The 19,222-nt window shown below is 61.2% G+C and carries 21 protein-coding genes; 12 read left to right on the forward strand and 9 right to left on the reverse strand.

Going from position 1 to position 19,222, the window contains the following annotated elements; genetic code table 11:
• The first annotated feature begins 30 nt into the window (after nucleotides 1–30).
• From V5N47_RS11440 to V5N47_RS11470, 7 genes are all read left to right on the forward strand, one after another.
• Nucleotides 31–720, forward strand: a complete 690-nt coding sequence (locus V5N47_RS11440) for a hypothetical protein (protein ID WP_338727643.1) — start codon at nucleotides 31–33, stop codon at nucleotides 718–720.
• Nucleotides 721–982: 262 nt separating this feature from the next.
• Nucleotides 983–3,049, forward strand: a complete 2,067-nt coding sequence (gene metG, locus V5N47_RS11445) for a methionine--tRNA ligase (RefSeq protein WP_338727645.1) — start codon at nucleotides 983–985, stop codon at nucleotides 3,047–3,049.
• Nucleotides 3,050–3,159: 110 nt separating this feature from the next.
• Nucleotides 3,160–4,914, forward strand: coding sequence for a pyruvate kinase (gene pyk / locus V5N47_RS11450; RefSeq protein ID WP_338727647.1), 1,755 nt, complete (start codon nucleotides 3,160–3,162; stop codon nucleotides 4,912–4,914).
• A 23-nt stretch (nucleotides 4,915–4,937) separates the two neighbouring features.
• On the forward strand, nucleotides 4,938–5,105 hold the full coding sequence (locus V5N47_RS11455) for a hypothetical protein (RefSeq protein WP_338727649.1): 168 nt from the start codon (nucleotides 4,938–4,940) through the stop codon (nucleotides 5,103–5,105).
• A gap of 37 nt (nucleotides 5,106–5,142) precedes the next feature.
• Entirely contained in the window at nucleotides 5,143–5,706 is a 564-nt protein-coding gene (locus V5N47_RS11460) for an NfeD family protein (RefSeq protein ID WP_338727650.1), read from the forward strand.
• Nucleotides 5,707–6,265: 559 nt separating this feature from the next.
• Nucleotides 6,266–7,456: an SPFH domain-containing protein gene (locus V5N47_RS11465; RefSeq protein ID WP_338727651.1), complete on the forward strand. Its 1,191-nt coding sequence runs from the start codon at nucleotides 6,266–6,268 to the stop codon at nucleotides 7,454–7,456.
• A gap of 51 nt (nucleotides 7,457–7,507) precedes the next feature.
• Nucleotides 7,508–8,122 (forward strand): winged helix-turn-helix transcriptional regulator, encoded by a 615-nt coding sequence (locus tag V5N47_RS11470; protein ID WP_338727652.1) that lies wholly within the window; start codon nucleotides 7,508–7,510, stop codon nucleotides 8,120–8,122.
• On the opposite strand, the gene V5N47_RS11475 is transcribed toward V5N47_RS11470, so the two are convergent.
• Nucleotides 8,119–8,355, reverse strand: a complete 237-nt coding sequence (locus V5N47_RS11475; RefSeq protein ID WP_338727653.1) for a hypothetical protein — start codon at nucleotides 8,353–8,355, stop codon at nucleotides 8,119–8,121. The genes V5N47_RS11470 and V5N47_RS11475 overlap by 4 nt on opposite strands.
• Nucleotides 8,356–8,588: 233 nt before the next feature.
• On the opposite strand from V5N47_RS11475, the gene V5N47_RS11480 reads away from it, so the two are divergent.
• Nucleotides 8,589–9,014, forward strand: a complete 426-nt coding sequence (locus tag V5N47_RS11480) for a TRAM domain-containing protein (RefSeq protein WP_338727654.1) — start codon at nucleotides 8,589–8,591, stop codon at nucleotides 9,012–9,014.
• A gap of 200 nt (nucleotides 9,015–9,214) precedes the next feature.
• Here the strand turns inward: V5N47_RS11480 and V5N47_RS11485 are convergent, their stop codons facing one another.
• Nucleotides 9,215–9,421 (reverse strand): hypothetical protein, encoded by a 207-nt coding sequence (locus tag V5N47_RS11485; RefSeq protein ID WP_338727655.1) that lies wholly within the window; start codon nucleotides 9,419–9,421, stop codon nucleotides 9,215–9,217.
• A gap of 113 nt (nucleotides 9,422–9,534) precedes the next feature.
• Here V5N47_RS11485 and V5N47_RS11490 point away from each other — a divergent pair, with 113 nt between their 5' ends.
• Complete coding sequence (locus V5N47_RS11490; protein WP_338727657.1) at nucleotides 9,535–10,719, forward strand: MFS transporter; 1,185 nt, start codon at nucleotides 9,535–9,537, stop codon at nucleotides 10,717–10,719.
• A 35-nt stretch (nucleotides 10,720–10,754) separates the two neighbouring features.
• Here V5N47_RS11490 and V5N47_RS11495 read toward each other — a convergent pair whose 3' ends face one another.
• From V5N47_RS11495 to V5N47_RS11505, 3 genes are read right to left on the reverse strand one after another with little or no spacing between them, the layout of a single operon-like run.
• On the reverse strand, nucleotides 10,755–11,399 hold the full coding sequence (locus V5N47_RS11495; protein ID WP_338727659.1) for a YkgJ family cysteine cluster protein: 645 nt from the start codon (nucleotides 11,397–11,399) through the stop codon (nucleotides 10,755–10,757).
• Between the two features lie 36 nt (nucleotides 11,400–11,435).
• Nucleotides 11,436–12,218: an MBL fold metallo-hydrolase gene (locus tag V5N47_RS11500; protein ID WP_338727661.1), complete on the reverse strand. Its 783-nt coding sequence runs from the start codon at nucleotides 12,216–12,218 to the stop codon at nucleotides 11,436–11,438.
• A gap of 37 nt (nucleotides 12,219–12,255) precedes the next feature.
• Complete coding sequence (locus V5N47_RS11505) at nucleotides 12,256–12,537, reverse strand: helix-turn-helix domain-containing protein (protein ID WP_336361062.1); 282 nt, start codon at nucleotides 12,535–12,537, stop codon at nucleotides 12,256–12,258.
• Nucleotides 12,538–12,942: 405 nt separating this feature from the next.
• On the opposite strand from V5N47_RS11505, the gene V5N47_RS11510 reads away from it, so the two are divergent.
• Together V5N47_RS11510 and V5N47_RS11515 are read left to right on the forward strand one after the other, a co-directional pair.
• Entirely contained in the window at nucleotides 12,943–13,647 is a 705-nt protein-coding gene (locus V5N47_RS11510) for a methyltransferase domain-containing protein (protein WP_338727664.1), read from the forward strand.
• Nucleotides 13,648–13,705: 58 nt separating this feature from the next.
• Nucleotides 13,706–14,608 (forward strand): glycosyltransferase family A protein, encoded by a 903-nt coding sequence (locus V5N47_RS11515; RefSeq protein WP_338727665.1) that lies wholly within the window; start codon nucleotides 13,706–13,708, stop codon nucleotides 14,606–14,608.
• Here V5N47_RS11515 and V5N47_RS11520 read toward each other — a convergent pair.
• Nucleotides 14,605–15,417 (reverse strand): amidohydrolase family protein, encoded by an 813-nt coding sequence (locus V5N47_RS11520; protein ID WP_338727667.1) that lies wholly within the window; start codon nucleotides 15,415–15,417, stop codon nucleotides 14,605–14,607. The genes V5N47_RS11515 and V5N47_RS11520 overlap by 4 nt on opposite strands.
• 246 nt (nucleotides 15,418–15,663) lie before the next feature.
• Between V5N47_RS11520 and thsA the strand changes: the two genes are divergently transcribed.
• Nucleotides 15,664–17,241, forward strand: coding sequence for a thermosome subunit alpha (gene thsA, locus V5N47_RS11525; RefSeq protein ID WP_338727668.1), 1,578 nt, complete (start codon nucleotides 15,664–15,666; stop codon nucleotides 17,239–17,241).
• Nucleotides 17,242–17,243: 2 nt separating this feature from the next.
• Here thsA and V5N47_RS11530 read toward each other — a convergent pair whose 3' ends face one another.
• The 3 genes from V5N47_RS11530 to V5N47_RS11540 are packed head-to-tail and all read right to left on the reverse strand — an operon-like array spanning nucleotide 17,244 to nucleotide 19,125.
• Complete coding sequence (locus tag V5N47_RS11530) at nucleotides 17,244–17,861, reverse strand: trimeric intracellular cation channel family protein (protein WP_338730296.1); 618 nt, start codon at nucleotides 17,859–17,861, stop codon at nucleotides 17,244–17,246.
• Nucleotides 17,861–18,610: an SAM-dependent chlorinase/fluorinase gene (locus V5N47_RS11535; protein ID WP_338727669.1), complete on the reverse strand. Its 750-nt coding sequence runs from the start codon at nucleotides 18,608–18,610 to the stop codon at nucleotides 17,861–17,863. The genes V5N47_RS11530 and V5N47_RS11535 overlap by 1 nt, the downstream gene beginning before the upstream one ends.
• A complete protein-coding gene (locus V5N47_RS11540; protein WP_338727670.1) occupies nucleotides 18,607–19,125 on the reverse strand; it encodes a nicotinamide-nucleotide adenylyltransferase in 519 nt (172 codons plus the stop codon). The genes V5N47_RS11535 and V5N47_RS11540 overlap by 4 nt, the downstream gene beginning before the upstream one ends.
• Nucleotides 19,126–19,222: the final 97 nt, after the last annotated feature.

A 19,222-nucleotide genomic window follows, 5' to 3' on the forward strand; every position in this document is an offset into this window, starting at 1 on the left:
TTAGGCTCTGAGCCATCGAATTTTACTAGTATGGCAGCCAGTCGTCGCAGATTCTCTGGCCAACTGCTCACCGGTGGGGTTATCGTCATCATTGGGCTGCTGTTGCTCATCCAGACAACGGGCCTGTACGACACTGGGCGGCTTTGGGAGTTCGTCCCGTCGCTGTTCGTGCTCATCGGGGTGTGGGCCATCGTCCGCAGCCGAGGGCGCAACCTCGTCGGCCCGGTGCTCCTCATCGTCGTCGCCGGAACCATCCAACTGCTCGTCCTCGACGTACTCTCCGATGCGTTTGTCGGCCAGTGGTGGCCGCTTGGCATCATCCTCGTCGGGGCGGCAATCATCCTCAATCGAGCGCGTCGTCGTGACGTGCCCGCGGAACTCGTAGACCGCCTCGATACGATTGTCGCCTTCGGTGGGATAGAGCGCCGACTCGCCTCGAAAGCCTTCCGTGGCGGCGAGGTGATAGCGATTTTCGGCGGGGCGGACATCGACCTCCGCGACGCAACCATTGCCCCGCCCGCGACCCTCAACGTCATCGTGCTGTTCGGGGCCGCAGAGTTTAGAGTGCCTGCGGAGTGGGACGTTCGTCTGGAAGTGTTGCCACTTCTCGGCGGCGTCGAGGACTCGCGGATGCGTCATCCAATGGACGAAGACCGCGACGCTCCAGACCTCGTCATCACGGGCTTTGCGGCGTTTGGTGGCGTCGAAATCACGGACTGAGCGGCGAAACTTTTTATCCGATTGTGGACTACGAGTGGCTGTGACGCAGCCGGCTCCGCCCCAGTTTTCGATGCGCATGTAGCCAGCGCTCCGGTTGGAGCCGTCGTCGGGAGGAACTCACGCACAGCGCCTTCATACGGTGGTTGCGTGGCGGAAACCCGATTTTCCAGTCTTGTATCGCAGAGCAACCAGCATTCAATCAACTAATGACACACGACCGAAATCGGCGGGTTTTACACCGCCACGAGAGTGAGCACAGAGTATGAGTCACGATTCGTTCCCGACGGACAATCCCGCGGTGGTGACGTGTGGGTTGCCCTACGCAAACGGCGACCTGCACATCGGCCACCTGCGAACCTACGTGGGCGGCGACATCTATTCGCGCGGCCTGCGCAAACTCGGCCAGCAGACGGCGTTCGTCTCCGGCTCCGACATGCACGGGACGCCCGTCGCCGTAAACGCGTGGAAAGAGGGCGTCACACCCGAGGAGTTCGCGCTTCGCTTCCACGAGAAGTACGAAGCGACGTTCCCGAAATTCAACATCGCGTTCGACAACTACGGCCACACCCACGACGAGACCAACACCGAACTCACCCAAGAAATCGTCCGCACACTGGACGAAGAGGGCTACATCTACGAACAGGAAATTATGGTCGCGTGGGACCCAGAAGAAGACCAACCGCTCCCCGACCGCTACGTCACGGGGACGTGTCCCTACTGTGGGGAAACCGCTCGCGGCGACGAGTGTGACGAGGGTTGTGGTCGTCACTTAGAACCGGGTGAAATCGAGAATCCGACGAGCATCATCACTGGCAACCCAGCAGAGTACCGCTCCCGGCCACACAAATTCTTCAACCTGAACGAACTGCAGGGCTACTTACAGGAGTTCATCGACCGCCTCGAAGGGACGGACAACGCCCGCAACCAGCCGCGCGAGTGGATTGAGGGCGAACTCCAAGACTGGTGTATCACCCGCGACATGGACTGGGGAATCGACTATCCCGGCGAGGGCGCAGAAGACCTCGTTCTCTATGTATGGGTGGACGCGCCTATCGAGTACATCGCTTCGACGAAGCAATACAGCGAACGCGTCGGTGTGGACGAGTACGACTGGGAGCAGACGTGGAAAGACTCCGGAGAGATTGTCCACGTCATCGGCCGCGACATCATCCAGCACCACACCATCTTCTGGCCTGCGATGCTCCACGGTGCGGGCTACAACGAACCGCGCGCCGTCATGGCGAGTGGCTTCGTGAACCTCGACGGCAAGGGCTTTTCGACGTCTCGAGGCCGTGCGGTCTGGGCCGACGAGTACCTTGACGAAGGCTTCCACCCCGACCTGCTTCGCTTCTACATCGCCACCGGGAGTCGCTTCCAGCAGGACATCAACTTCTCGTGGGAGCGCTTCCAAGAGCGCGTCAATTCTGAACTTGTGGGCACGGTTGGCAACTTCCTCTACCGCTCGCTCCTGTTCGCCCACCGCAACTACGAGGGGACGCCCGAAGCGTCGCTCTCCGATGAGGTGCGCGAGCGCATCGAGCAGGCCATCGAGGAATTTGGCGACGGCCTCAACGACTACTCCATCCGGCAAGCGACGAGCGCGGGCGTGCGTCTCGCCCAGTTCGGCAACGAGTACATCCAGCGCAACGAACCGTGGAAGCTCACCGACGACGACCCAGAGCAGGCTGCACAGGTCATCTACGACTGCGTCCAGCTTTCGAAGGCGCTCGCCGTCATCCTCGCCCCCGCACTTCCGGAGAAGGCAGACACCCTCTGGAGCCAACTCGGCGAAGACGGCTCGGTGCACGACGTGGGCATCGACGCCGCCCTTGACGCACCACAGGCCGACTTCGACGCCCCGAGCGAGCTGTTCGAGAAGATCCCGGACGAACAGGTCGAGGAACTGAACGAGAAGTTAGAACAGGCCATCGCCGCCGCGACGGCGGATGAAGCAGACGACACAGGCGAAGACGACGATTCAGCAATGACCGAACTCGAACCCATCGCAGACGACCGCATCAGCTTCGACGATTTCCTCGCGCTCGACCTCCGCGTCGGGGAGATTGAGACCGCAGAGCCAATCGACGGCTCGGATAAACTCGTCCGCCTCGAAGTTGACATCGGCGTCGATGTTCGCCAAATCGTCGCGGGTATCAAGCAACTCCACGACGTGGCCGACCTCATCGGTGAGAAGGTCATCATCGTCGCAAACTTAGAAAAGGCAGAACTGTTCGGCGTCGAGTCGAATGGCATGCTGCTCGCCGCGGGCGACCAAGCCGACCTGCTCACGACGCTCGGTGATGCGGAACCGGGCACGAAGGTCGCGTAAGGACCGGGTCTGCCCTCCGCTCGATTGGCCGCATCCCCACCGCCGACACCTGATTGTGGTAGCGGACTCTCACACAGCCTTTTTGCCGCGCTGTCTCTTCGTTTCGAGTAATGCGAAATGCGAAAATCGTCTGTACGCTCGGTCCTGCGTCTTCTACGTCTGGTGTCATCCGCGATCTCGCGGACGCGGGGATGTCCGTCGCGCGGTTGAACACAAGCCACGGCTCCACCGCGGAGCGAAAAGACCTCGTGAAAACCGTCCAGCAGGTGGACGAAGCGACCACCGAACCACTTTCTGTCCTCCTTGACCTCGCCGGGCCGGAAGTCCGCACCGCACCCCTCGAAGACTCCATCTTCCTCGAAACCGGTTCGACCATCGAGTTCTACGAAGGCGACAACGCCACTCCCGAGCGCGTTGGCCTCTCGGTGAGTATCGACGGCGTCTCCGAGGGTGACCGCGTGCTCCTCGATGATGGCCGCATCGAAACCGTGGTCGAAGCCCTCGCAGACGACACCGTCACCGCGCGTGTCGAGAGCGGCGGCGAACTCAAAGGCCGCAAAGGCGTGAACATCCCCGGCGTGGATTTGGGATTAGACGCGCTCACCGAAGACGACCGCCGCGAACTCGATTTAGCGGTCGAAGCAGGCGTGGACTTCGTCGCCGCGAGTTTCGTCGGGAGCGCAGACGATATCTACGCCGTGCGCGAGGCGTTAGAGAAGCGCGGCGCGACCATCCCCGTCATCGCCAAAATCGAACGTGCGGACGCGGTCGATAACCTCGAAGAAATCGTCGAAGCCGCTTACGGCATCATGGTCGCCCGTGGCGACTTGGGCGTCGAATGCCCGATGGAGGACGTGCCAATCATCCAAAAGCGCATCATCCGCACCTGTCGGGACGCGGGCGTGCCAGTCATCACGGCCACCGAAATGCTCGATTCGATGATTCACTCACGCCGGCCAACCCGCGCCGAGGCCTCCGACGTGGCGAACGCTGTGTTGGACGGCACCGACGCGGTGATGCTTTCGGCTGAGACGGCTGTTGGCGACCACCCTGTGCGCGTGGTCGAAACGATGAATCGCATCGTCCGCGAGGCAGAATCGAGCGACGATTACGTCGAAGGGCGCGAACAGCGCATCCCGAAAGCCGGCGAATCGCGTGCCGAGGCACTGTCTCGCTCGGCGCGCTACCTCGCCCGCGACGTCGGGGCGAGCGCGGTGGTCGTCGCCTCCGAATCCGGTTACACGGCGCTCAAAACCGCAAAGTTTCGCCCGGAAGTGCCAATCGTGGCCGCGACGCCGAACGACGTGGTGCGCCGCCAGTTGACGCTCTCTGCGGGTGTCAACCCGCAGTACGTCGATTTGGGCGCGAGCGAAGGCGTTGGCACCATCATTGACCGCGCGGCACAGGCCGCCCTCGACGCGGGCGTTGCCCAAAGCGGCGACACCGTTGTCGTGGTTTCGGGGATGATGAGCGAACTCGAAGGTCGCTCGACGAACATGCTCAAGGTGCACGTCGCCGCAGAACCGATTGCGACGGGCCGCAGCGTGCACATGGGCCGCGCGGTCGGGCCAACGGCGACACTTTCTGACGGCGACCTCTCGGGCGTGAAAGACGGCTCGATTCTCGTCCTCGATGAGAACTTCGACGCCGAGTTCGACGGCGACCTCTCGGTGATTGCGGGAATTGTGGCTCGCCAGCCCGGGCTGACGGGGTATCCGGCGCTCGTCGCTCGCGAACTCGACGTGCCGATGGTGAGCGACGCGGAGTTGACGGTGCCAGAAGGAACGACTGTCACCCTCGACGCAGAGCGCGGCGTCGTCTACGAAGGCAACGTCTTACGCGGGCCGCGACGGGAGCCCTTTTGAGGTGGGAGCGACTAGATGCACTCATGTCTGATGGCGACTGGAAATACGAACTCGAAGATCTCGAAGACCCCGACGCCGAGGCGGACGCAGATTCGGGACTCACCCCTGGTTCGCCGAAGCCAGAGCACATCGCGTTCGTCGTCCTCGGGGCGTTGCTCGCCCTTTTCGCCCTCTCACGGCTCATCCTGTAGGCCAAACGTTAATCCACGCCCCGTCCCAACGTGAGGTATGGTAGAACTGCTCGACCAGTCCCTCTCCCTCTTGCTCGTTATCGCGGGCACGATTCTCGTCGTTGCAGAAGCGCTGGCTCCGGGTGCCCATTTCATCGTTCTCGGCGTCGCCCTGCTCGTCTCCGGCCTCATCGGTCTTGTTCTCGCCTCGTTTATCGGCCCCGCACTGATGCCCTTCGTCCTCGCCGCCCTCGTCCTCGGGGTTGGCGGGGCCGCCCTCTGGGCGTACCGCAACCTCGACATCTACGGTGGCAAGGGGTCGGGTCAGACGAGCGATTCTTCCTCGCTCAAGGGCCAGACCGGCCGCGTCACCGAGGAAGTGACTCAAACTGGCGGCGAGGTGAAACTCGACGCCGGTGGGTTCAACCCCCACTACTCCGCCCGCTCGGTACACGGCGTGATTCCCGAAGGAACCGAAGTGGTGGTCGTAGACCCCGGTGGCGGTAACGTCATCACCGTCGAATCGCTCGAACTCGCAGAAGACGACATCGACCGCGAATTGGCTCGGGGGCGCAAAGAAACAGAGCGCGTCGAGAGGGAATCGGAATCAGACGTGGTCTGACGCGCCGGTAATTTCCTCCTTCTCGGTTGCAGAAAACATATGTGATGTGATACCTAAACATCTCTAATCAGACATGAACCGCCGTACACTTCTGGGGGCGACTGGAGGCCTTCTTTCTGTTAGTGCAGGCTGTCTCTCTCGCTTTGACACATCCAAGAATACGGAAGACCCCTATTCCTCGTTCCGAGTTACGAATAGAACTACTAACCCTGTCGCTGTAACTGTCACAATTACCCTCAAAGGAGAGGGGACATCAGTTTTTGATGAACGCCTTTCTCTTGACCCGAATGAAACAAAAGCATTCGACGAAATTCTTGAAGGCGAAACTACGTATGAATATTCTGCGGTTACCGAATCTGGAATACGTGCTATGGATTCGTTTGACACCTGTGGGCGGGGTGACGACGGGTGTTGGCTAAATATAGCAATTTTCGAAAGTCACATCGATATCAGTTTGCAGGCTTACTAGACTCAATAGGGCCCTCAATCTCCAAAATACGCCAGTCGGGGGCCAGTTTCGGAGGAACCCTTTTCAGCCTACCCTTCTAGAGTTTCACATATGCTCCCTGTAACTCCCCTGCAAATACTGGGGCCAGGCCTCGGGCTCACGATTGGGGCGATTGTGGCACTGTTGCTCGCCATCATCATCGTTTACCAGATGGTCGAAATCGTCAACGCGTACGAAAAACGCGCGCTGACGGTGTTCGGTGAGTACCGCCGCCTGCTCGAACCCGGCATTTCGTTCGTTCCGCCGTTCGTCTCGCGAACCTACGGCTTCGATATGCGTACCCAGACGCTCGACGTCCCGCGCCAAGAGGCCATCACGCGCGACAACTCGCCCGTGACCGCGGACGCCGTCGTCTACATCAAGGTGATGGACGCGAAGAAGGCGTTCCTCGAAGTCGAAGACTACAAAACTGCGGTTTCGAATCTCGCCCAGACCACCCTCCGCGCCGTGCTCGGTGACATGGAACTCGACGAGACGCTGAACAAGCGCGGAGAAATCAACGCGCGCATCCGCCGCGAACTCGACGAACCCACCGACGAGTGGGGGATTCGCGTCGAATCCGTCGAGGTCCGCGAGGTCAACCCGAGTGCCGACGTCCAGCAGGCGATGGAGCAACAGACCTCCGCCGAACGCCGTCGCCGTGCCATGATTCTCGAAGCACAAGGTGAGCGCCGCAGTGCCATCGAGCGCGCAGAGGGTGACAAGCAGTCGAACATCATCCGCGCCCAAGGTGCAAAACAGAGTCAGATCTTAGAAGCGCAGGGTGACGCCATCTCCACCGTCCTGCGCGCGAAAGCCGCAGAGTCGATGGGCGAGCGCGCGGTCATCGATAAAGGCTTAGAGACGCTCGAAGCCATTGGCCAGAGCGAATCGACCACGTTCGTCCTGCCACAGGAACTCACCTCGCTGTTCTCGCGCTACGGCAAGCATCTCACTGGCAGCGATGTGCAGATGAACGCAGACCAACTCACCAGTCTCGAATTCGACGACGAAACCCGCGAGATGCTCGGCTTAGATGATATCGAGAAGATTCTCGGTGAAATCGACCAAGAAGCCGAAGTAGACATCGAAGCGATGGAGGAAGCCGCACAGGCCGTCAAATCCGGCTCTTCGGATATGTCGAGCATCGACGAAGCCATCGAGGAGATGGATTCGAAACTCAGCGAAGACTTAGACAAGGACAAGACGAAACTCAAAGCAGACGAAGCCACGGAAGCGGAACCAGAAGCAGAACGCGAGTAAATCTCACACAAGCGAAGGCGTTTTATCGCAGAGCGCCTAAATCCACCGCATATGTCTGGTGGCCAGAACGTAGACGAAAGCAAGCGGGCGACCCTAAAGCGGTTCGCCGCATTGGGCGCGGCAAGTCCGCTTGCCCGCCTCGTCGATTCTGGCCGAGAAACGGGCGATAGTGATGCTCGTGAGGCCATCGCTGGCTACCTCGCAGCCACCCCGGGCGCACACTTTTCGAAGATTCGTGACGACCTCAAACTCGGGACTGGCGAGACCCAACACCACCTGCGTCGGCTCATCGAGGCTGGCGCTGTCGAGAGTCGGCGTGATGGCGATTACAAGCGTTTTTTCGCCGCAGGTCAGTTCACCGAGTTCGAGCAAATCGCCCTTGGCTACCTCCGCCGTGAAACCCCACGCGGGATGTTGATTGCACTCCTGCGCGACCCCGAAATCACGGCGAGCGCGCTCGCTGAGAATTTGGACGTGTCTCGGCCAACGGTGAGCAAGTACGCCGCTGAACTCGAACGGGCAGGCGTGCTCTCGCGTGTTGATGGCTATTCGTTATTAAAACCAGAAACCCTGCTTACACTGCTCGTCCGCTACGCAAACTCATTCGATGAAGACGCCGCGGCGTTCGCCGCAGACGCCGCGTCGCTCATTCGCTACGACCCTTAGACGGTGACTTTCCACGTCGTCGATGAGGAGTACCCCCACTTTTCGACGTGAATGTCGAACTCGCCGTTTTCGATGGCCGTCATGTTCGTCCCGACTTCTTTTGCAGACAGGCCGAGGTCCTTGCCGATGAGCCGCGATTTGAAGTAGGTCTTCGTCTCGCCGCGTTCGCGCAGGTACTGGAGAATGCGCCGTTGTTTATCGGAGAGATTGACTGCTGTCGCGCTCGTGCTCATACACCATTCTATGCGTACGGGTACTTTAGCCGGTTTGGTACGCCCAGTTAACACGCCGCAGTCGTGCGGTTTTCGAACCGATTCTCCACTCTGTGCCCTCCCCTGTTGGCCCCGTTGGTACAGCCGGTTAACGTCCATGTCTGCGTGAGACTCGCCAGCGTGTACGTTTTCGCCGACGAGCGGCGGTACTTCTTTATCAGTTGCCTTCATTACCTCACGACGGAGGTTTACCCTTGGAGATTTCTGATAAGCTCTTGTGTCTGTTCAGCGCGGACGTGACGGTCACCGACGACACGTACGTCGTCGAGATTCCACGTCGTGAAATTGAAACTGGTTCTATCGAAGCCGGTGAAACCTATCGAGTTGCACTCATCTCCCGCCAAGAGGCGGAAGAACCGTCGAGCAGCGACGCTAGCGAACCAGCACCATCGTCCGGGTCTACGGTCTCATCTGAGCCCCAGCCACCCGTCGAAATCGGTGAAATCCGCTACGTCGAAATCGAAGATATCGGCAAGCAAGGTGACGGTATCGCCCGCGTCGAACGCGGCTACGTCATCATTGTTCCGGGCGCCGAAGTTGGCGAACGCGTCAAAATCGAAGTGTCGGAAGTCAAGTCGAACTTCGCCGTGGGCGAAATCATCGACGACGACATCCTCTAGCAACGTTTTCCTGCGGGGGTCGCTACGCGACCCCGCTGGCAAAAACTTGCATGAAAAAGGCCGAGAGCGAAGTCTCGCTCTCGGGTGCTAAACTGGGAGCGAACGCGCCGCACCGCCACCACACCGGGCTGCAACCGCAAAGACGCGCTGCACGTTCTGATTTTTGCGCCGATTCTCTCTACCGGTGGTATCCTAACAATTCACCGCGTAATCACAATGAAACCGAGCGCAAGCAAGAGAAGTGCGACGATACCAAAGAGCGCTACTAACCCCCCAAGGCCACCGATTCCGAGTGCAAGTACTCCGCCTATAATGGCCAGCACACCCGCGAGGACGAGCGCGACTCGAAATCGCAGATACGTCCCGAGCAATCGCATATTCCAGAGGGCGTGAAGTGGGCCGCGCATGAGCGAACATCTCGGGTGATGGTGAAATTCTTTGTCCGCGGACCAGGATGGTGGCGCTTCGGCAAAGGTGCCGCAACCCCTGAGACTTTATCGCCGCCGAAACTGGTTTCACTATGACTACTGCGGGAGCATCCTCGAAGCGCCCATGGCTGGCACTTGTGGGCTGTTTCATCGTCTCAATCGGGTTCAACGCCTACCTCTTTGCTCCCGCGAGCATCATGCCGTCGTTCGTCGCGGCGTTCGGCATCGACAAACCGACCGCCGGACTTTCAATCAGCGCCGTCTTCCTCGCGTGGGGGCTGTTCCAGATTCCGAGTGGCTTCTTGATGGATCGCTACGACAACCGGCTACTCGTGTGGGCCGGGGTGTTCCTCTTTCTCGCCGTCTCTGTGGCGAGCCTGTTTGCACCGACGTACCCAGCGTTCCTCGCAACGCGGTTCGTTGGCGGTATCACAGCGGTGTTCCTCTGGACGGCGAACGCAAACATCGTCAGCCAGTCGTTTCCACCAGCGAGACGCGCGCTCGGGACGAGTCTGTTCGTTGCGAGCGCGCCCGCCGGAGTCACGCTTGCGCAAGCCGCTGGGCCAACGCTTGAGCCGCTTCTCGGGTGGCGAGGGGTTGTGGCCGTGTACGCTGTCGTGACCCTCTGTGGCCTGCCGTTGTTCGTCTGGGCACTCGACGAGCCGGTTCGGAACAAATCTGCCCTCACGGTGTCGAAATTTGTTGCCGCGCTGGGTAATCGGCGGGTGTTGGCCATTGCGTTCAGTAGCTTCTGTGCGTACTCGCTGTTCGTGTTCCTGAACTCGTGGATGCCGACCTATGCAACCGAAGTGGTTGGGGTCAATATCGCGACCGCGGGTGCACTCGCCGCGCTGGTTCCCGCGATGGGGCTGGTTGCCCGGCCCGGAGGCGGATGGCTTTCAGACCGCATCGGTGGCCAACGGCGACCGGTGATCTTCGCGGCGTTCTTGTTGGTGATGCCAGCCCTCGCCATCGCCGCGTTGACCTCGTCTGTGGTCGGATTCGTGGTTGCGCTGGTGCTCGCCGGGATTGGCTCCCAACTCGGGACGGGCGTCTTCTACGTCTTCGTAGAGGAAGCGTCGCCCAACGAATCCGGCGGGACGAGCCTCTCGGTGTTGATGACCATCTCCATCGCGGGGTCGCTCGTCGCACCAGTCGCCGCTGGCTGGCTCATCGACGTCGTCTCGTGGACGACGACGTTCGCAATCGGCGGTTTGGTAGCAGTCTGTGGAATCGCTGCCGTTGCTCGCCTCCCTGCTGCGACAAACGCCCACTGAAGCCGCCGAAAAACAAGCTCGAGATTGCCGTTTCGCTACTCTTCGACCGGCGTCCCATCGACGCGCTTTGCCCCTTCTGAGTCGTGAACCACGACTTCGCCGTCGGCGGGAGCCGCGAACGTGTAGTTGTCGCGTACACCGATTGCCTCCTCCAACTCCCGAACCGCGCGCTCCTTGAGTGCCGCTGCCAGTTCTTCTGCTTCCTCTCTGGAAATGTCGCGGCCCAACCCTTCGCACTCGTGGGCGCGAACCATGCCTTCTTGGTCGACGGCTTCGCCCATTGGCTGGCTGGTGCCGCCAAGTGCCACGCTGAAGGGGTAGGTCTGGCAGATGAGCGGGCGGTCGTCGTGAATCGAGCACGCGCCCACGCCGTCTTCTTCGACGTAGAACGAGCAGTCGCCACAGCCGGTGGTCTGGATGGCCCACTCGAAGGTTTCGCCCGCCCCGTCGGAGAGGCCGTAGGGCATCGGGCGGGCAACGTCGCGCCAGTCGTACTCGTGGGTCTGTTGGATGGCTCTGACTTCGTCGGGGAAGACGGTGGCCGTGTGTGGGTCTTCGTCGTCGGCCTTACAGCACGCGCCACACCGGGTACACTCGAAGCCGATCGACTCGATGGCGTCGGCTAACTCGGAAACAGCGAGCGAGCGAGCCGTTTCGAGTTCGGCTTCGAGGCTTTGCATACGCGTGCTACCGGCCGCGTGCTGAAAAGCGCGTCGTCAGCGTGGACTGGCGCGCTCGCCGTCCCAACGCACCTTGTGCTCGACGGCGAGTTTTTCTAAGTGTGCAGCGACGGTTCCCTCCGCAAGGCTCCTGACCGCCGAGATGTCTTTCTCGTAGGCGTCGTCGGTGATTGTCTCGAGCGTCGTTGTGCCCGCTCTGACAGCCGCGAGCACACGTTGTTCGCGTTCGAGCCGGTGGCGAATCAGCCGCTCGCAGGTTTCACGCACATTCTCGATGACTTCGCCGTGGCCGGGGTAGAGCCGCGGTGGGTTACGCGCGACGAGGCGGCGCAGTGAGGTGAGGTACGCACGAACGTCGCCTTCGCCCGCGGCGACGACGACGCTTCCTTCTTTGACCACGAGGTCGCCCGAGAAGATGCCGTGTGTGCTTTCGAGGGCGACGTGGTCGCGCGCGTGGCCCGGCGTGTCGAGGATGATGATTTGCTCGCCGCTTTCGGCGGTGAGCGTCGTTCCTTCGATGAAGGTACGGTCGGGCGCAACCCCAGTCGCTTGCTCAAAGAGTTCTTCACGGCCCCGGTGCGCCCAGACGGCCGCACCCGTTTTCTCGGCGTAGCTAGCGACCCCGCCAACGTGGTCAGGATGGGTGTGGGTCACCAAGATGTGCGCAACCCCTCGCTGAGCGACTTCTCTGTCAAGCGCGTCGGTTCGGGCAGCGGGGTCTACGAGAATCGCGCCGCTCGTCCCGATGAGGAAGGCGTTGGTCGTCCCTTCCGGCGCGTAGGTGGCGACGCTCACAGGGAGGTTACAGACGGGTTCCATACCGCAAAAACGTGGGTGGGTGACGAAAAGACTGGGTTCAGTTTTTCAGCGTGTAAACCTGCTTGCGCGCGTCGTGGAACGAGTAGCGCGAGTTCACGAGGTCAACTTCCTCGAGACGATTGAGGGCGTAGCGAACCGTGCGGTCTGGCAGCAGCGATTCGTCCGCGAGCTGACCCTGTGAGAGCGGCGATTCGCCTTCGAGGACTTTTGCGACGAGTTTTGCGCTTGGGGGGAGCTCCCGCAGGCGTTCGCGGAAGTCAGGATCTGCGAGTGGTGATTCTTCGGCCGTGCGAGTACGTTCCTTGGTGGTCGTGCTCATACCACTGGCTCAGAGAAGGTCTGTGGTAAATCTTGTCTCTATACACATCCAAATAATAGGGATGCATAAGTGCATATAATCATCCTTTAAACATAGAAGGTTGACCAGTTTCGTTCGTTGTCACGTTGGGCCACTATGCGCGGTGGAAATTGTCTACTTGTGGATTGTCACCGTGGCGGTGATAGCGGCCAAGCGGTGCGTTACAGCCCGGACAATGGATCATGACGAGGCGCGGTCGTTCGTGGCGAATGAGCTGCTCGGTCGCATAGTCGTTGCCACACTGCGAACACATCGGCATCGTACTATGTACTTTGGTAGCAATGCACATAATAATGCCGCTCTTACCCGCTTTGGTCAGACAGTTCCAGTATCGTTTTATCCCCCCAACAGAGTAGTGAAGGTAGCGTGAAAGGGCAGGAGTGGTACCAGGCGGACGAGGTGGCCGAAGAGTACGACACAAAGCGTTTCTCTCGCGGTGGCCGACTCATCGACCGCCGGGAAAAACAGGCGTTGCTCGATGCAATTGGCGACCTCGAAGGCAAAGCCGTCCTCGAAATCGCCTGCGGTACCGGTCGGTTCACCGTGATGCTCGCAGAGCGTGGCGCCAACATCATCGGTCTCGACATCTCGAAGGCGATGCTCCAACAGGGTCGCCACAAGGCACAGGCCGCGGGCGTTGCAGACCACATCGAGTTCATGCGCGGCGACGCCGCCCGCCTCCCGTTCCCCGACAACCATTTCGACATCGTGTTTGCGATGCGCTTTTTCCACCTCGCAGACACGCCCGCTTCGTTCCTCTCTGAGATGCGTCGCGTCTCAAAGGAAATCGTCTTTTTCGACACGTTCAACGCGCCGAGCGCGCGTTCGGTGTACAACTGGCTGCTCCCGATGGGGTCGCGCCTCTACACCGAAGACGAGGTTTCCGCGCTGTTTCGTGAAACCGACCTCTCGCTCGAACACGTCGAGCACGATTTCCTCTTGCCGTATGGCTTTTATCGGAGCATTCCAAACGGCATCGCCTCAACGGCGCGCCGCATCGACACCTCGCTTGGCGACACCCCGCTTGGCGACCTCGCCTCCGTGTCCTACTGGAAGGCTAAGATAAACTGACAGTTCTGCGACTGCGAACACCGGGTATTTTTACTTGTCCGTGGTGCTATCGAGTACTATGAAGCTCTCGGTGGTCATCCCGACGCTCAACGACCGAGAGCGCCTCGTTCGCAGTCTCGATGCGCTGGGCGAACACGCCCCAGCCGTCGAATGTATCGTCGTAAACGGTCCTTCGACCGACGGCACGACGGGCATGATTCGCGACCGAGACGATGTCGCGACGCTCGTTGAACTCGCAGACCGAAATCTGAACGTCGCCCGTAACGCCGGAGCCACACGAGCGACCGGCGATGCCATTGCCTTTCTCTCCTCGAATCGCGCCATCGAACCCGGTTGGTACGAAGCCGTTCTCGAAGGCCTCGAAACCGCAGACGCCGTCACCGGCCCGACACACCGTGAGTTGCACACGGGCCTCGCCTCCGAAGCCGTCGAATCGCGGTCGATTGCGGGCCGCGAAGTCACCTATATTAACGGGTCGAACGCGGCGTTCCACCGCGACGTGCTCACCGACTTAGACGGCTTCGACGAATACCTCCAAACAGGTGGTGCGCGCGACCTCTCACACCGACTCGCGGCAAACGGCTACACTGTGGGCTGGGCGGGCAAGATGTGCGTTCGACGCGGCCTCGAAGCAGACGGCGGCCGCCACGAACGCGACTGGGGCTGGAAGTATCGCGCGCTTTCGTACAGACTCGTCAAAAACTACGGTGTTCGCCCGACGGTCGCTCGCCGGATGTTCAGCCATGGCGTGTCGGATGCGGTGGGGACGCTTCGAGACGTTGCCCGTGGCGAGGCCACGCCGTCGAGTTGGGTTGGGAACGGTCGCGACGTACTCCGCGGCATGGGCCGGGGTGCCACAGACGCAGTGTTCGCCCGGCGAAAAGACAACCACGACCGGCGCAACCCGAACGGCATCTCTGCGCGCGCAGACCGCGCGGTCGAAGTGTACACCTGGCGTTAAGGCGCGAGCGCATCGATGACGCGCGAGGGATTTTTTGAGAACACGCGAGCCATCGCGTCTTCCGGCACGTCGAGCGTGAGTATCTCCATCACCGAGACGTTTGGATGGGTATCCGGCGCGCCGCTGCCAAACAGCACGCGGTCTGGATGCTCGCGGATGGCGCGTTCGAGTTGGCCGCGGTACCGGACGAAACTCGTATCGAGATAGAGCGACTCGTAGTCGTCCAACAGCGAGATGGCCTCATCCATCAGGCCGCGGTTGAGCGGATGGCCGCCAAAGTGTGCGAGAATCACGGGCACGTCCCAGTCGAGGAATGCCTCCGCGACGGCCGATGGTGGGAAACTCTCGCCCCCGCGTACGAGCAGCGGGAGCGACACGTCCGCGAGCTGTTCGACGACTTCGGTGTCGGGGATGCCGTCCGCGCTCGGGTCGAGCATGAAGCCATTGAAGCGGTCGTCGTAGGCGTAGCGTTCGACGTCCTCTGGCGAGGTGTGGTGGTCTTTACGCCGAGCGGTGAGATTACGCACTCGCGCGCCGAGTCGCGCATCCGCGTCGAGTGCGCCGTTGATGCGGGCGAACGCGACGAACGGGCGTTCGACGCTCATTCGGGCGACGGCATTGTTCGCCCGGAGGTAGTTGCCTTCGACCGAGCCGGGGTAGACGACGGCTTTTACGACACCTGCTTGATGAATTTCGCGCTCTAAGTTCTCCGGCCCGATGGCGCGTCCGCGTTCTGTGACACCTTCTTCTGCCGTGCTGAGACGGGTGTGTACGTCCACAACGCGGAATCCGTGTTCCAGCTCCAGCATTTTACAAGGCATGGGTGGGGCAGGATATGGTCGTACCGATTCATGTCTGATGAAATACGTGTTTGTGAGGGTGAACACGGCCGCGTTGCACCTCGATTTTCGACACAGCTTACGATGCCTATCACAACTTTGAACGACCCTCTCGCGGGAGTGCGCCGAGCTACACCGTCGCTTGCGTGCGATTTTTTCGCACGGCGAGAAATCTTTATATAGAATTGTAAACATTCCTATACCGAGGTTTCACGTATGTCACAAGCATTCTACGCCGGGGGTCAGCCCCTTTTCATTCTGAGTGAGGGAACGCGACGAACCCGCGGGCGCGACGCCCAGGGGTCGAACATTGCAGCAGGGAAAGCCGTAAGCGGCGCGGTTCGCACAACACTCGGACCGCGTGGGATGGACAAGATGCTCGTCTCGTCGTCCGGTGACGTGGTTATCACGAACGACGGCGCGACCATCCTCAACAAGATGGACATCGAGCACCCAGCCGCCCAGATGATCGTCGAAGTCTCCCAGACCCAAGAGGACGAAGTCGGCGACGGCACGACCACCGCGGCCGTCCTCGCGGGCGAACTGCTCGCAAAAGCAGAAGACCTGCTCGAAGACGACGTCCACGCGACCACCATCGTCGAAGGCTACCACGAGGCCGCCCGCCTCGCCCACGAAGCCATCGAGGCGCAGGTACTTTCAGACGAACTCGACGACGAACTGCTCAGAAAGGTCGCAGAGTCCTCGATGACGGGCAAGGGAACCGGTGACGTGGCGGCTGACGTGCTCGCAAAAACGGTTGTGAAGGCAATCCGCCACGTCCAAGGCGAGAAGAAAGTCGAGCGCGACGACGTGCGCATCCACACACAGGTCGGCTCCTCGTCGTCTGCGACCGAACTCGTAGAGGGCGTCATCCTCGACGAGGAACCCGTCCATGAGAACATGCCCCGGACGGTCGAAAACGCGACCATCGCGGTTCTCGACATGGAACTCGACGTGCGAAAGAGCAGCGTCGATGCCGAGTACAACATCACCTCCATCGAGCAGCTAAACGCCGCACTCGAAGCAGAAGAGGGCGAGCTTCGCGGCTACGCCGCCGCGCTCAAAGACGCTGGCGTTGACGTGGTGTTCGCCACTGACGACATCGACGACCGCGTCGGCTCGTTCCTCGCCAAAGCCGACATCCTCGCCTACAAAAACGTCAGCAAGAAGGACGCGACGGCAATCGCCCGGGCGACCGGTGCGACCCGCATCGGCACGCTCGAAGACGTCTCCAACGACGACTTCGGCCACGCAGACCGCATCCACGTCCGCCGATTTGGCGACGAAGAACTCACCTTCCTCGAAGGTGGCGCGGCCGCAGAGGCCGTGACCGTCTTCGTCCGCGGCGGCACCGAACACGTCTGCGACGAACTCGAACGCGCCCTTCAGGACGCCCTTGACGTGGTCACGGCCGCCCTCGACAAGGGCGGCGTCGTGCCCGGTGCGGGCGCGACCGAAATCGCTATCGCCGACTACATCCGCGCGAAATCCGCGAGTATCGAAGGACGCAAACAGCTCGCCGTCAACGCCTTCGCAAACGCGGTGGACATGCTCCCGCGCACTCTCGCAGAGAACACCGGGATGGACCCCATCGACGCGCTCGTTGACCTCCGCTCGCGGTTCGAGGCGGAGGGTCGCGCGGGTGTCATCGCGGAAGGCCAGACCGGCGTCATCGGCGACCCGCTCGAATTCGGTATCATGGACCCGGCCGCTGTCAAGCACGGGGCGGTCGAATCCGCGACCGAAGCCGCGACCATGATCGTCCGCATCGACGACGTCATCGCCGCAAAATAAGGTCATCCACCCACTTCGACGCGTGGCAACGACCAGTCGAAGCGAAGGGCCAGTAACCGCAACAGCACGACCGTCACGGCACACGCCGTGGCAGAAAGCTGTTCGCCCACTCCATTTACCGTCGCTATCCAGAATACGACCCCGCCAGCGATGGCGCACGTCGCGTAGAAGTCCTCTTTGAGCACGCCCGGCACGCGCTGGAGCAATACGTCAGAAATGAGACCGCCACCAACGCCCGTGAGCGTGGCGAGTAACACGATACCGAACCCAGAGACGCCCGCGTCTGCGCCGACGAGCGCGCCCGTGGCGGCGAACGCGGCGAGACCAATCGCGTCGGGGACGAGAATCGCTGAGTGTTGCACCCAGTTTTTCCGACTCCGCGAGAGGAGGAGCGCGACCACGACGCCCACAAACGCAATCGTCACGTCGTCGGTCGATTGAAGCGCGTTCGGAATCGCCCCGACGAGCACGTCGCGGGTCATCCCGCCGCCGAGGGCGGTGAGGATGCCGAGAACCGCGACCCCGAGCACGTCTAAGCGTTCTTCGATGGCTTTGAGCGAGCCGGTGACGGCGAACGCGAGCAGGCCGACGACGTTCATGACGGCGAAGGCGTCGAGCATTACCACGAGAGCCTGACGCGGTCACCGGGCTCGAGCGAAAAGGCCTCGTCGCCGCGGCCGCGGTTCACCGCGAGTTCGACGTTTTCATGGCTCCCGACGGTGACGACCTTCGCGCCGATGCCGACGGCGGCGAACGTGTGCCCAACGGGGACGCGCAGGTCGCCCACGCGCACCATATCTACGCTGTCGAGAATACGCCCCGGAATGTTCGTAATCACGTTGCCAAAGTCATCGACGACGAGCACCTCTCCTTCGGCGCTGTCGGCTTCGAGGACGGGGTCTGGGAAGCGTTCGATTGCGTAGTCGTCGGTTGGCGTCACGCCATCGAGGGCCGCAAGTGTGTCTGCGCCTGCGTCGTGAATGGTCGCTGCCCACGGCGCGAACACGTCGCGGCCGTGGAAGGTGGCGCTTGCCGGGTTTTCGACCGCGAGTTCGAACACGTCGATATCGGCTGCGAGTCGGCGGGCTGCGGGGAGCGCCACGCCGTTGTCGGGCGCAACAAAAACGTGTTCACCCGCGCGGATGGCGAGTGCGTTGCGGTCGGTGCCGACGCCGGGGTCTACCACCACGAGGTGGACGGCGGGCGGGAAATGGGGGAGTACCTCGCGGAGCCAAAACGCTGCCGCGCGCACGTCTTGGCGGGGCAAGTCGTGGCTCACATCGACGAGTCGCGCGTCTGAGTGCTGGAGGATGACGCCCTTCATCGCCGCCGGATACGGGGAGCCGAAATCAGAGGCGAGCGTAATCATCCGTCGTTCGCGTCCGTGTCGCTTACGTGTTGGATACGCTCGATGCCGTCGATTTCGTCGATGACTTCCGCGACTGCGTCGGGGACGAGTTCCTTCCAGTTTTCTCCCTCTATCATGCGGGCGCGAACTTCCGTCCCTTCGAACACCGCGCGGTTGAACATCGGTGACTGGCGCACCTCGACGCCCGCTTCTTCGAACAGGCGAAACACGAGTGGGTTGTTCGAGTAGGCAACGTCGAACGTCGGACTCATGCTCTGGACGTGGCTCACCCAGACGGAGTTGCGGTCTAAGTCCTCGATAGGGACCGCGTAGGTGACGAGGTCTAAGTCGGTGAGCGCCTTCGTAATCATCATGATGCGTTCGCCTGCGGTGAACGGGTCGTTGGTCGAGTGACTGTCACCCGCGCTCCCGATGCCGAGGACGAGTTCGTCTACGTCTTCTGCGATGCGTTCTACCATCGCATAATGCCCGTTGTGGAACGGCTGGAAGCGGCCGATGAAAAACCCGCGAGTCATACCGGCAGTTACAGGCGCGCTTTATAAAATCCGTCGGGTCGGGGGAACCCGGTGGCAAGTTTCTCCGGGACCTCGTGCTGTCCGGGGGTTTCGGTCG

It is taken from the genome of Haladaptatus sp. DJG-WS-42, assembly GCF_037198285.1.
In the GTDB taxonomy this organism is placed as follows: Archaea; Halobacteriota; Halobacteria; order Halobacteriales; family Halococcaceae; genus QDMS2.

Coding starts and splice junctions, on each gene's coding strand:
- V5N47_RS11440 (WP_338727643.1), top strand. CDS start 31: ATGGCAGCCAGTCGTCGCAGATTCTCTGGCCAACTGCTCACCGGTGGG.
- metG (WP_338727645.1), top strand. CDS start 983: ATGAGTCACGATTCGTTCCCGACGGACAATCCCGCGGTGGTGACGTGT.
- pyk (WP_338727647.1), top strand. CDS start 3,160: ATGCGAAATGCGAAAATCGTCTGTACGCTCGGTCCTGCGTCTTCTACG.
- V5N47_RS11455 (WP_338727649.1), top strand. CDS start 4,938: ATGTCTGATGGCGACTGGAAATACGAACTCGAAGATCTCGAAGACCCC.
- V5N47_RS11460 (WP_338727650.1), top strand. CDS start 5,143: ATGGTAGAACTGCTCGACCAGTCCCTCTCCCTCTTGCTCGTTATCGCG.
- V5N47_RS11465 (WP_338727651.1), top strand. CDS start 6,266: ATGCTCCCTGTAACTCCCCTGCAAATACTGGGGCCAGGCCTCGGGCTC.
- V5N47_RS11470 (WP_338727652.1), top strand. CDS start 7,508: ATGTCTGGTGGCCAGAACGTAGACGAAAGCAAGCGGGCGACCCTAAAG.
- V5N47_RS11475 (WP_338727653.1), bottom strand. CDS start 8,355: ATGAGCACGAGCGCGACAGCAGTCAATCTCTCCGATAAACAACGGCGC.
- V5N47_RS11485 (WP_338727655.1), bottom strand. CDS start 9,421: ATGCGCGGCCCACTTCACGCCCTCTGGAATATGCGATTGCTCGGGACG.
- V5N47_RS11490 (WP_338727657.1), top strand. CDS start 9,535: ATGACTACTGCGGGAGCATCCTCGAAGCGCCCATGGCTGGCACTTGTG.
- V5N47_RS11495 (WP_338727659.1), bottom strand. CDS start 11,399: ATGCAAAGCCTCGAAGCCGAACTCGAAACGGCTCGCTCGCTCGCTGTT.
- V5N47_RS11500 (WP_338727661.1), bottom strand. CDS start 12,218: ATGGAACCCGTCTGTAACCTCCCTGTGAGCGTCGCCACCTACGCGCCG.
- V5N47_RS11505 (WP_336361062.1), bottom strand. CDS start 12,537: ATGAGCACGACCACCAAGGAACGTACTCGCACGGCCGAAGAATCACCA.
- V5N47_RS11515 (WP_338727665.1), top strand. CDS start 13,706: ATGAAGCTCTCGGTGGTCATCCCGACGCTCAACGACCGAGAGCGCCTC.
- V5N47_RS11520 (WP_338727667.1), bottom strand. CDS start 15,417: ATGCTGGAGCTGGAACACGGATTCCGCGTTGTGGACGTACACACCCGT.
- thsA (WP_338727668.1), top strand. CDS start 15,664: ATGTCACAAGCATTCTACGCCGGGGGTCAGCCCCTTTTCATTCTGAGT.
- V5N47_RS11530 (WP_338730296.1), bottom strand. CDS start 17,861: ATGCTCGACGCCTTCGCCGTCATGAACGTCGTCGGCCTGCTCGCGTTC.
- V5N47_RS11535 (WP_338727669.1), bottom strand. CDS start 18,610: ATGATTACGCTCGCCTCTGATTTCGGCTCCCCGTATCCGGCGGCGATG.
- V5N47_RS11540 (WP_338727670.1), bottom strand. CDS start 19,125: ATGACTCGCGGGTTTTTCATCGGCCGCTTCCAGCCGTTCCACAACGGG.